The sequence below is a fragment of the Nocardia sp. NPDC047038 genome (assembly GCF_040644075.1).
Lineage (GTDB): Bacteria > Actinomycetota > Actinomycetes > Mycobacteriales > Mycobacteriaceae > Nocardia > Nocardia sichangensis.
On record NZ_JBEYVQ010000007.1, the window covers coordinates 364018 to 375705 of the forward strand.

12 protein-coding genes are annotated in these 11688 nt (G+C 67.8%); 2 read left to right on the forward strand and 10 right to left on the reverse strand.

What is annotated here, in order from left to right; translation table 11 throughout:
* Positions 1–38: 38 nt before the first annotated feature.
* Positions 39–773, forward strand: coding sequence for a zinc ABC transporter ATP-binding protein AztA (gene aztA / locus ABZ824_RS24785; RefSeq protein ID WP_356965567.1), 735 nt, complete (start codon positions 39–41; stop codon positions 771–773).
* 145 nt (positions 774–918) lie between these two features.
* Here the strand turns inward: aztA and ABZ824_RS24790 are convergent, their stop codons facing one another.
* From ABZ824_RS24790 to ABZ824_RS24800, 3 genes are all read right to left on the reverse strand, one after another.
* Positions 919–1878 (reverse strand): cellulase family glycosylhydrolase, encoded by a 960-nt coding sequence (locus ABZ824_RS24790; protein ID WP_356965568.1) that lies wholly within the window; start codon positions 1876–1878, stop codon positions 919–921.
* Positions 1879–1888: 10 nt separating this feature from the next.
* Positions 1889–2458 (reverse strand): PadR family transcriptional regulator, encoded by a 570-nt coding sequence (locus ABZ824_RS24795; protein ID WP_356965569.1) that lies wholly within the window; start codon positions 2456–2458, stop codon positions 1889–1891.
* Positions 2459–2520: 62 nt separating this feature from the next.
* Positions 2521–3720: an MCE family protein gene (locus ABZ824_RS24800; RefSeq protein WP_356965570.1), complete on the reverse strand. Its 1200-nt coding sequence runs from the start codon at positions 3718–3720 to the stop codon at positions 2521–2523.
* Positions 3721–3893: 173 nt separating this feature from the next.
* Here ABZ824_RS24800 and ABZ824_RS24805 point away from each other — a divergent pair, with 173 nt between their 5' ends.
* Entirely contained in the window at positions 3894–5258 is a 1365-nt protein-coding gene (locus tag ABZ824_RS24805) for a cytochrome P450 (protein WP_356965571.1), read from the forward strand.
* A gap of 59 nt (positions 5259–5317) precedes the next feature.
* Here the strand turns inward: ABZ824_RS24805 and ABZ824_RS24810 are convergent, their stop codons facing one another.
* From ABZ824_RS24810 to ABZ824_RS24840, 7 genes are all read right to left on the reverse strand, one after another.
* Positions 5318–6544 carry a cytochrome P450 gene (locus ABZ824_RS24810; RefSeq protein ID WP_356965572.1) on the reverse strand — a complete coding sequence of 409 codons (1227 nt, stop codon included), beginning with the start codon at positions 6542–6544 and terminating at the stop codon, positions 5318–5320.
* Between the two features lie 31 nt (positions 6545–6575).
* Positions 6576–7697 carry a dihydrodipicolinate reductase gene (locus ABZ824_RS24815; RefSeq protein WP_356965573.1) on the reverse strand — a complete coding sequence of 374 codons (1122 nt, stop codon included), beginning with the start codon at positions 7695–7697 and terminating at the stop codon, positions 6576–6578.
* A 1-nt stretch (position 7698) separates the two neighbouring features.
* A complete protein-coding gene (locus ABZ824_RS24820; RefSeq protein ID WP_356965574.1) occupies positions 7699–9300 on the reverse strand; it encodes an acyl-CoA synthetase in 1602 nt (533 codons plus the stop codon).
* Between the two features lie 25 nt (positions 9301–9325).
* A complete protein-coding gene (locus ABZ824_RS24825) occupies positions 9326–10576 on the reverse strand; it encodes a hypothetical protein (RefSeq protein WP_356965575.1) in 1251 nt (416 codons plus the stop codon).
* 5 nt (positions 10577–10581) lie between these two features.
* Positions 10582–11133 (reverse strand): nuclear transport factor 2 family protein, encoded by a 552-nt coding sequence (locus ABZ824_RS24830; RefSeq protein ID WP_355080159.1) that lies wholly within the window; start codon positions 11131–11133, stop codon positions 10582–10584.
* On the reverse strand, positions 11133–11360 hold the full coding sequence (locus ABZ824_RS24835) for a ferredoxin (RefSeq protein WP_355080160.1): 228 nt from the start codon (positions 11358–11360) through the stop codon (positions 11133–11135). The genes ABZ824_RS24830 and ABZ824_RS24835 overlap by 1 nt, the downstream gene beginning before the upstream one ends.
* Before the next feature lie 61 nt (positions 11361–11421).
* On the reverse strand, positions 11422–11688 hold a 267-nt coding region (locus tag ABZ824_RS24840), incomplete at its 5' end, for a cytochrome P450 (protein WP_356965576.1).

The window sequence follows — 11688 nt, forward strand, 5'->3', positions numbered from 1 at the left end:
GATAACGGTTTTCATTTCAATGAGTGGATGGGAGTTACATGCCGCCAGCTGTCGATATCGCCGAGGTGACGGCCGGCTACCGGGGGCATCCGGTCCTGCGCGAGTTCACCGCCACCATCCCGGGCGGCCGGGTGACCGCACTCGTCGGCCCCAACGGGTCGGGCAAATCCACCCTGCTCGGCGTCCTGGCCGGCGTCATCACGCCCACCGCCGGAACCGTGCGCCGCCACCATCTCCGGCGACCGGCAATGGTCGTGCAGCACAGCGGCGTTCCCCCCACTCTGCCGATCACCGTCCGCGAAACGGTCGCCATGGGACGCTGGGCGCAGCGCGGCGCATGGCGGCGTCTCACCTGGGAAGATCGCGCCATCGTCGGCGCGTGCCTCGACCGGATGGCGATCACCGACCTGGCCGAGCGCAGGCTCGACAGCCTCTCCGGAGGCCAGCGCCAACGGGCGCTGCTCGCGCAGGCACTCGCCCAGGAGTCGGACCTGCTGTTGCTCGACGAACCGACCACCGGCCTGGACTCGGCCGCGCAGCAGGAGATCTCCGACGCCGTCCGCCACGTCGGAGCCCACGGCGTGACGGTCGTGCACGCCACACACCGGCGCGAGGACGCCCTGCGCGCCGACTATTGCCTGCTGCTGCGGGACGGCCGGGTGACCGACCACGGCGACCCGCGCACCGTCCTGCGAGCCGCTAACGAACCAGAGGCGGCCCGACCACCGAGCCTCCACCGGCACCGCCATCAGCCCGTGCCCCATAAGTGGTGAGCGGGCGGTAGCCGGTCCTCGCCCCGTTGGCACAGCCACTGGTCGATGGCTGCGATGCGGATGGTCGAAGGCAGATGGCCGTCCGCGGGGCGGAACCATTCTTCACGCGACTGGCGGCTTGTTCCGGGTTATTACGACACATCGGTCAGCCCATGAGCGCCTGGAGGATAGGTGTGTTCCACGTTGCGGTGTTTGTGTCGTAAAGAGCGAAGGAGGGGGCGAAGGACCAGTAGCCCCAGGAGAATTCGTGGTGCTCGGCTCGACGCCGGTTGAACTCGGTCCAGCGAGCCCTGGAGAGAGTGTCGGCGTTGACGGAGGTGCCGAGTTCGCCGATGAAAATCGGGCGGTCCTGGGCCGCAGCCCAATTCGCGACGACCTCGTAGGCGCCGGCGAGCTCGGCTCGCTGCTGTTCGGTACCCTCCCAGGTGGTTCCGAGCCACGACCGTGGATCGCCGAAGGGGGTGTCGACACCGAGCCATTCCTCGCCCTGCATGGTGAAGGTGATCGGCCAGTACTGATGCAGTGTCACGATGATGCGGCGGTCGTCGGCGGGCAGCGACAGTTGCGGCAGCATCCGGACGTTGTTGTACGCACCGGGGCCGACGATGACGGCTCGATCGGGGTCTACGCCGCGAACCACGGCTAGCAACTCGCGCAGATATCGGTTCCACAGCGGGTCCAGTGCGTCGCGAGGCTCGGTGAACGGCTCCAGAACCACACTTTCCGGCCGATCGGCGAACCGAGCCGCCACCTGTCCGGTGATCGCGAGCAACCGGGGTAGACCACCCGCCGGGTCGGCGATCAGTTCGGGGTCCAGGAAGTTGGTGAGCACCACGGCAAGTCCCCGCTCGGTGGCTCGATCCAGCAGGAACGCCACTCGGTCGAGGATGCTCGAGTCGATCCGGAATTCCGGCCAGGGACCGGTGTGCGCCGCCCAGTACGCGCCCATCCGCACCGCGGTGAATCCGGCGGCAACGAACAGATCGAGTTCGAACTCTGTGAGCTCGGTGGTCCACCCGGTCTCGCCCTCGGCCCCGAAATCGAGACCGACGTTGATGGTCCGTGCCAACAAGCGGTTGACGTCGTGGATCGAGTGGATGGTCATCGAGAATCTCCTACTCGGGGACTGGCCAGGACAGACGCTCGCCGCGGAGGTCATCGGCAAAGGTGAGCAGCCAGTCGCGTTCGGCGCGCCGCAGCGTCTGGCGGTAGGTGTGGTCGGTCAGAAATATCGGCGGGACGGCGGGCGCTGCGGCCAGCCCGGCTTCGACCTCGGCCAACTGCGCGTCCAACTGCTGCGCGCGGCGCGAAACCAGCTCGGCGACTTCGTCCTTCGGTAGCGCGAACATGAATGCGAGCGCGACGGTGAAGGCGTTGTGGTCGTGGTCGGCGCTGCCCAGCCATTCCCGCAGCCAGTCCAGCAGCGTAGCGACACCGCTGTCGGTAATCCGGTACACCACGCGCTCCGGGCGGCTGCTGTCGCGCACCGTGCCGGCATGTTCGATCAAACCGGCACCGGCCAGCCGGGGCAACGCGTCGTAGAGCGTCGCGTTCTTCAACCCGAGTGCCTGCTCATAGCCGCGTTCTCGCATCACCTTGCGCATGTCGTAGACGTGACGCGGATGCTCGGCCAGCAAACCGAGCGCGGCCAGCGCGACCGGCGAGCGCAGCGGACGAGATGGCATCCCACCTCCGACAGTCGAATTCGTATGGTCGAATTCGACTTAGCTGAGGCGGCCGCCGCCGACTAGCGTGGCACTCCGGGCATACCGGCGAAGAGGATCTGGAAGACCTTGGGCGCGTTCGGCACGACGGCCATGGAAGGAGTGAACGGCGCGCCTTCGTTGGTATCCGTGACCACATAGTCGGCGTGGCTGTCGGGAACCCGGTCGAGGATCCCGGCACAGCGCGGCCCGCCGGTCGCGTTCACCTTCGGCAGGTCGCCGGGATATTTGTAGGGCTGAGCGCCGTACATGAAGCTGGCATTGAAGATGGCTCCGGGTTTGTATCCGCCGACGATGGCCTCCGCCGCGGGAAGGGCTTTCGCGATGCCGACGACTACGCAATACAGCACGGGCGAGTAGGTATCGAGCAGTGAGCTGGTCGGCCGCAGGGTCGCGAGCACAGCGGTGAGTCCTTGCTCGTTCTCGGTCAGCGCCGTCCGGGTGGTGTCGGCCAACCCGACGAGGTTGAGCAGCACGGCGTCCAGGTCTTCCGCACCCTGAACGAGCGTGCCGCTGATCGTGGTGGCGTCGGCGGCCGTGCGCAACAGGTCGGGGGCGGTATCGGCGTAGAGCCCGGTGACCTGGCCCGCAGCGGACAGGTCCCGCCGCAGCGCGGGCAGGCTCGGGTTGATCTGCCGCAGGTAGTCGTCCGAACGAGCGAGCAGATCGCCCAGCCGGTCGCCACGCCCCTGCAACGCCGTGTCCAAGGCGGCGAGGGTGGCGTTCAGTTCGCCCGGTTCGACTTTCGCCAGCACATCACTCAGACGCTGGAACAGCGTGTTGTATTCGACGGTGACGGATTCGGCGCGGATCGTCGAGCCGGGGCGCAGTGGCGTCGGCGAAGGAGCGCTCGGCACCACGAAATTCACGTACTTGGCCCCGAATACGGTGGTCGAGCGGATGTCCACCGTCGCGTTGGCGGGCACCAGCCGCAGCAGTTCGGGATCCAGCTCGAGGCGCAGACGCGCCCGGTCGCCGCGGAACTCGACGGCGCTCACCTTGCCGAGTTCCACCCCACGCATCCGCACCTTGGCATCGCTGTCGAGCACCAGACCGGAGCGGGGCGTCTCGACGGTGACGGCCACCGTCGAGCGGAAACGTCCGGCGTACATCGACGCGGCGACCGCGACCACCGCGACGATGAGCAGGAGCAACGCCGCTCCGGCGACTTTCAACCGCAGTAACCGCCACGTCACCAGCACGGTTTGGCTGCCGAAACTCATTCGAAACCACCGATCACTTCTCGTCACGGGCTGTGCGCGGACGGCGGCACACCCGCGGCCCTGGCATCCGACTACGGTCGCGGTCCGCGGCTTGCCGGACGCTCGCTAACCGTAGTACTGTCCAGACACGTGTCCATCATAAAACTTGGACACTTATCGGGGAAGGATTTCCAATGACTCTGGTGAAACCACGTCGGGTATCCGGAGGCGACCACGAGCACGGTCATCTGGAGGAGTTCCGCGTCGACCCGATCGGGCTGATGCGCCGGGTCCGCGCGGAGTGCGGCGACGTCGGCTCGTTCGACCTGGCCGGGCGCCAGGTCATCCTGCTGTCGGGCGCGGAGGCCAACGAGTTCTTCTTCCGCTCCGGCGACGACGACCTCGACCAGGCCGCCGCCTACCCCTTCATGAAGCCGATCTTCGGCGAGGGCGTCGTCTTCGACGCCAGCCCGGAACGCCGCAAGGAGATGCTGCACAACCAGGCGCTGCGCGCCGAACACATGCGCGGGCACGCCGCCACCATCGCCCGTGAGGTGGAGCGGATGCTGGCGCGCTGGGGTGACGAGGGCGAGATCGACCTGCTCGACTTCTTCGCCGAGCTGACCATCTACACCTCCTCGGCCTGCCTGATCGGCCTGAAGTTCCGCAACGACCTCGACGACCGCTTCGCGCACCTCTACCACGACCTGGAACGCGGCACCGACGCGCTGGCCTACGTCGACCCCTACGCCCCGATCGAGAGTTTCCGCCGTCGCGATCAGGCGCGGGCCGAGCTGGTCGAACTGGTCCAGGGGATCATGGACCGCAGGGCCGCCGACCCGCCAACCGGCAAGGACGACCGGGACATGCTCGATGTGCTCATCTCGATCCCGGGCGACAACGGCGAACCGCGCTTCAGCGCCAGCGAGATCACCGGCATCTTCATCTCCATGATGTTCGCGGGCCATCACACCACCTCCGGCACGGCGGCCTGGACGATCATCGAACTGCTGCGCCACCCCGAAATGCTCGACCGGGTCGTCACCGAACTCGACGAGCTCTACGCCGACGGCTCGGACATCAGTTTCGGCGCGCTGCGCCAGATCCCGATGCTGGAATCCGTGCTCAAGGAGACGCTGCGCCTGCATCCACCGCTGATCATCCTGATGCGGGTGGCGCGCGGCGAATTCGACGTCTGCGGTCATCGGATCGAGCCCGGCGATCACGTCGCCGCCACTCCCGCGATCTCGAACCGGATCCCGGAGGACTTCCCGGACCCGGACGCTTTCGATCCCGGACGCTATATCGATCCCAACCAAGCCGACCTCGTCAATCGCTGGACCTGGATTCCGTTCGGCGCGGGCCGCCACCGCTGCGTCGGCGCGGCGTTCGCGTTGATGCAGCTGAAGGCGATCTTCTCGCTGCTGTTGCGGGACTGGGAGTTCGAGATGGTCCAGCCGTCGGACAGCTACCGCAACGACCACTCCAAGATGGTCGTGCAGCTCGCGCAGCCCTGCACCGTCCGTTACCGCAGGCGCCGCAAGGACGACGACAGCTGACGACGTGGCCGGGCACGCGAGAGCTCCCCGTCGGGTGACGGGGAGCCCGCGTCCGGCAGCTACTCGTAGCGCACCCGCCAGCTCTTGATGCCGTTGATCCACCCGGACCGCAGCCGCACCGGATCGGACACCTGCCGCAGGCCGGGCATCGCGTCGGCGATGGCGTTGAACATCAGATCGATCTCCAGCCGGGCCAGGTTCGCGCCGACGCAGTAGTGCGTGCCGGTGCCGCCGAAACCCACGTGCGGATTCGGATTGCGCAGGACATCGAACGTGAACGGATTCTCGAAGCCCTCCTCGTCGAAATTCGCCGAGCTGTAGAACAATCCGAGCCGCTGACCCTGCCGGATCCGCTGCCCGCCGAGTTCCAGGTCCTCCGTCGCGGTGCGCTGGAAGGCGGTCACCGGAGTGGCCCATCGCACGATCTCGTCGGGCGCGGTACGTGGACGCTGCTGCCGGTAGGTCTCCCACTGTTCCGGGTGATCGACGAACGCCTTCATTCCGTGCGTGATGGCATTGCGGGTGGTCTCGTTGCCTGCCACGGCGAGCAGGATGACGAAGAAACCGAACTCGTCGGAGCCGAGCGCCTCGCCGTCGACGTCGGCGTGCACCAGCTCGCTCACGATGTCGCCCACCGGGCAGGCACGGCGCTGCTCGGCCATATTCCAGGCGTAACCGAGGATTTCGGCCGAGGCCATCGCGGGATCGCCGTACTCGGGGTCGTCGTAGTTGAGCATCTGGTTCGACCAGTCGAAGATCTTCTTCCGATCCTCCTGCGGCACGCCGATCAGCTCGGCGATGGCCTGCAACGGCAGTTCACAGGCGACCTGCTCGACGAAGTCGCCGCCGCCGGACTTCCTGGCCTCGTGCACGATCCGCTCGGCGCGCTCGGCGAGCGCGGCGCGCAGGTTCTCCACCGCCCGCGGCGTGAAGCCCTTGGATATGATCCGCCGGATCTTGGAGTGCTTGGGCGGGTCCATGTTCACCAGCAGAGCGCCGGTGAGCGCCATCTGTTCCGGCGTGATGTCGCCGGGCAGGCGGATGATGGCCCCTTTCCGCTCCGAGGAGAACAGCTCCGGGTGCTTGGAGATCTCCTTGATGTCGGCGAGCTTGCTGACCACCCAGTAGCCGCCGTCGTGGAAGCCACCGGACGTCTCGTCGGATTGCGCGTTCCACCACACCGGGGCGGTCCGGCGTAGCTGAGCGAATTCCGCTACCGGACTTCGGTTCTCCCACAGCGCCGGGTCGGTGAAATCGAATCCGACCGGAAATGCCGGAGCTGCCATTGCTACCTCCTAGATGAAACGTGCGAGCCGGTCAGCGCGGCGAAGTGCGCCGCGCGGCGTCGGGATCGGCCTCGGCGGCCGACGCGCAGGCCGCGTCACCGTCGCGCAGCCATGCGGCGGCGCGACCAGCGACCAGCGGCAATTCGAGATACGTGCGCACACCCGGCTCGGCGGCGACGACGTAGGGGATCGAGTTCACGCAGTGCATGGCCGTGGCGACGATGCCGGGGTTGCGCACCAGACCCGCGGCGGCGCTGTGCGCGTGCATACCGGTGAAGGTCACCGTCGCGCCGGGATCGCCGACGATCTCGACCTCGTATCGCTCTCCCATGGGTCCGAAGGTCCAGGGCGGGTCGAGGTTCTCGGTGCCCATGAACCAGTTCACCGCGGCCGTGATCACCGGAGTACCGCGAACGGTCCCTTCCCAGCGGAAGCGCTGCGCGGCGACGCGCCCGGGCGCGATCGGGCCGATGGGCGAATCGATCGGCGCGGTGGCCACCGCCATGTCGTGCGTCACCCGCAACCGCTCGTCGAGCGCGATGCCCAGCGCTTCGGCGATCATCCACACCGACTGGCTGTAGCCGCCCGCGAGCACGTTCGCCATGACGCTGGTCGCGGCCTGCTCCGGCGTGGCGCCGAACAGCATCCAGTCCCGGACCACTTCGGGCGCGCCATAGGTGCGGATGTCGGAGAACTCTTCGGCGCGCACCGCGGTGATCGCCCCCGAGAGCGCCGACACCACCAGCGGGATCTTCTCGGTGATGCCGCCGGGATGTATTCCGGTCCCGTGCAGCGTGACTCCGGCGGCTCGGCACAGCTCGTCGTACCGTTCCCGCTCCGCGCGGCGCGGATGGAACCAGCCCAGCGGTGTGACGACGTTCTTGCCGGACCGCAGGATCGCGCGCACCGTCGCGGCGTCGGCCATGAACGGGCTGTAGAGCACGCAGTCGGCCTGCGTGGCGAGCAAGCGGTCGGCATCGCTGGTCGCGCGCACCCCGACCGGCGGGCGGCCGACCAGCTCGCCCAGGTCCATGCCGTCCTTGTCCGCGCTGTGCACCCAGGCTCCGGCCAGTTCCAGCTCGGGATGGTCGAGAATGCCCTCGATGGCGGCCCGCCCGACCCCGCCGGTCGCCCATTGGATCACCCGGATCATGTCAGTCCCCCTTGTGGTCGGGCCCTCGCCCGGCCACGTACTGCTTGGCCCACCGGTAGTCGGGTTTGCCGCTCGGAGCGCGCACGATGGTGTCGGCGACCCAGACCTGTTTGGGCACTTTGTATCCGGCCAGGAATTTGCGCACGTGCGCGTGCAGGTCGGTGAATTCGACCGGCCCGGACAGCGACACCACCGCGGCGACCTGATGCCCCCAGCGCTCGTGCGGCACGCCGATCACCACCGCGTCGAAGATCGCGGCGTGGGTCTTCACCACGCTTTCGACCTCTTCGACGAACACCTTCTCGCCGCCGGTGTTGATCACCATGTTGCCGCGGCCGATCAGCGTGATCGACCCGTCGGTCTCGGCGCGGGCCCGGTCGTCGGTGACGACCATGCGCACGCCGTCGACGGACTTGAACAGCTTCTCGGTCTTGTCGGGGTCCTTGTAGTAACCGATCGGCACGTTGCCGGTCTTGGCCAGCCAGCCTTCCGAACCGGGCGCGACGGGGCGGCCGTCGTCGTCCACGACCACCGCACCGCGGCCGGTCTGCACGCGGGGGCCGCGCGCCGGATCGTCGTCCTTCTGGGCGAACCCGATACCGCCGAACCCGGTCTCCGATGATCCGATGGAGTCCGAGACCAACGCCCACGAGAACATCTCCAGCAGCGTGTTCTTCACCGGTTGCGACAGCAGCGCGGCGCCGGAGGCGATGGCCAGCAGCGACGAGGCGTCCACCGGTTCGCTCCGATACGCCTCGATCAGCGGCCTGGCCATGGCGTCGCCGGTGATCACCATGACCTGCGGGCGTTGCTCGGCGACGGTCCGCCAGACGCGTCCGGCGTCGAAGCGGGACTCGAAGATCACGGTGTTGCCCGACCACAGCGCGGTGAAGGTGGGCATCATGGCGGCGGCGTGGATCAGCGGCGGCAGCACCAGCCATGCACTCGGATCGATCCGGGCGCCGGTGCGGGACTGCTGGAACTCGTCGGCGACCGGTTCACCGGTGTAGAAGTCGATGCCTCCGCCGAGGACGCGCCACATGTCCTCCTGCCGCCACATGACGCCTTTCGGCATGCCGGTCGTCCCGCCGGTGTACATCATGAACAGGTCGTCGGCGCTGCGTTCGACCACCGGACGGTCCGTCGCTCCGGCGGCGACGGCCGACTCGTACGACGTCGCTACATCGTCGATGTCCGGCGAGAATTCGTCGGCGACGCGAATCATGTGCCGCAAACCGGGCGTTCGCTCCCCGGCCTCCCGGACGGCGGCGCCGTAACAGGAGTGGTACACGAGCACTTCGAGATCCGCGTTCTCGTAGACGTAGGCCAGTTCGGCGACGCCGTACCGGTAATTGATGTTGATCGGGACGGCGGCGAGCTTGAAGCACGCGATCAGCGTCTCCATCGTCTCGATGCTGTTGTGCATCTGGAAACCCACGTGCGTTCCCGCGCCCACGCCGATGCTCGCCAGATGGTGCGCGAGCCGATTGGCGCGGATGTCGAGTTCGCGGTAGGTCACGCGACGGCCGGACTGGATGAGAGCCACCCGCTCGGGCATGGCGTCCACGGAGTGCTCGAAGAGGTCGGCGAAGTTGTTGGCCATGTCGTTCCATCTCTGGGTGGTGCGGTCAGACGACGGTGAGCGGAAGGGGTATCCCCCGGTCGGTGAAGGTGAAGGCCGCGCCGGTGCTGAACCGGGTCAGCGCGACCTCCGTCGCCTCCCGGAACGGTGTGTCGCCGAGCGTGATCGCGGCATGCCAGCCGTCCTCGCCCGCGGTGAGGACCTCGGCGGAGAAACGCGGGTTCACGCCGCGGACCAGGGCGTTCAGCGGCTGCAGGTGCTCGGGGTCGAGCATCGAAGGCCACGTGCCGTCGGTGTGCGCGCCACTGGCGGCCGGGAACGTCACCGTGACCGTGTCGCCGGCGGGCACGATCTCGATTCCGGTGTACGGCAAGGGATTCAGAGCGGGGTGCAATCGCAGCACCGTCGCCAGCGCGGCGGCGTCGTCACCGAGGCCGAGACAATCGCGCAGGCGTTCACTGGTGAGCCCGGCGATGCCCGCGAACTGTTTACGTCCGATCTCCAGCGCCGCGTCGGCGTCCACCCGAGCGCGCACCGCGATCAGGAAACCCAGGGTGAGCAGGTGATGTTGCAGACATACCTCGTCGGCGAGCCGAACCAGCGCGGAGCGGGAGAAATCCGCGAAACGCACATCGCTGAGCAAGGGGCCGGAGTAGTCCGGCCGCCCTTCGTCGGCGGGGTCGATCGCGGCCAGATCCAGTCCGGCCGCCACCGACCCGGCGACCAGGTCGGCGTTGGCAGGCACCGGCGGCGGTACGTGCGCGGGGTCGATCACGACCGTCCACGCGCACACCGGCTTGCGATCGGCCGGACGGCGGGGCGGGCGGTGGATCGGCCGGACCTGGGCGTGCGGATTGGTGGCCAGCGCGGTCGCGTCGAAGGTCGGGTCCTCGATGTCGTGGCACATCGACACGACGAAGTCCTCGCCCATCGGTTCCACGTCGGCGAGCGCACCGCAGTGGTCGAGCCAGAACTCGCCGTGGTGGTGGTCGTCGACCCGGAAACGGAAGTCCATGAACTGCGGTGGAGCGCCGATGTCCAGTTGCAGTCCCTTGAAGATGGTCTCCACGCCGTCACCCGCGAAGCCGAGCGCCCGCTGCATGCGCCGGGTGTAGACCGGGCTGGCCACCTGCCACTCCTCGATGGCGACCTCGGTCATGCCCTCGCGGCCGAACGCGGCGATCGAGTGCGCCATGCCGGAGCGGTCGATGAGGTGCCCGCACAGCAGCAGTTCGGGCAGCAGCGCGGCCAGGGTGTCGCGGTCCAGGTCGGCGAAACGGCTCTGAGGTCCGGCCATGTCGGTCACCACAGCGAGGCGGGCGATTCGCCGACGCGATACCAGCCGGGCAGCGGCGCGCCGGAAACCGAGCGCTCGATGCGCTTCTGCATCCCCGGGGTGAGCGCCTTGTCGGTGATCATCTCGACGAACAGCGCCGAGACATTGCCGAAGTCGAAGAAGTCGCGCTGCCAGGACCATTGGAAGTCGCCGCCGTATCGGAACCAGCTACCGCCGATGCCCTCGGGCGAGTAGTTGCGCCCATCCGGACGTGTCGCCTCGCTGATCTGCTTCCAGAACCCGATGACGGTGCCGGTGCGGTCGTCGACCACGAATTCCTGGTAGGGGTAGGTCCAGCCCTCCAGGCCGGCCATCTCCTGGCCGAGGGCCAGCTCGCGGATCTCGTCGCGTCCGACGGCCATGAATTCCTGGGTGGGTCCGTAGTTCCAGCCGTAGGTGGCGTCCTCGGTGTACATCTGCGCCAGGGGCTTCCAGTCCCCCTTCTCCTCGCAGCGCTGGTTCTCCACGATCCAGCGCTGAATCATCTCGTCGAGCTCGGCGCGGTCGAAAGCTGGCATCAGTCGGTACCTTTCGGAGAGGAGTCGGTCGCGCCTTCGTCGGCGATCGACAGGGCTCGAGTGGGGCAATAACGGATCGCGTCCGCCACGGCGGGCCGGAGTTCGGCGTCCGGTACGTCGTGCAGGATCTCGACCTGCCCGCGTCTGGGCACCGTGAACACCTCGGGAGCCTCGGCTTGGCAGACCGCGTGCCCTTGGCACAGATCGAGATCGGCGCGGATTCTCATGACCGGCTCCACACGGGCCTGCGCGGCGATCCCGGCATACGGATCCGGTCGGATGGACGGCTCATCGGGTCTCCACGGTGATGGGTAGGTGCGCGAAGCCACGCACATTGGACGAATGAACCCGGGCGACACCGGAATCGAGGACGTCATAGGACCGCACACGCGACGCGAACTCCGTCAGCGCCACGGTCGCTTCCACACGAGCCAGGTGCGCCCCCAAGCAGAAATGCACACCCGCCCCGAAACTGGCCAGCCCGGACCGGTCGGCACGCTCGATACGGAAACTGTCACCGTCCTCGAACACCGCCGGATCACGATTGGCCGAACC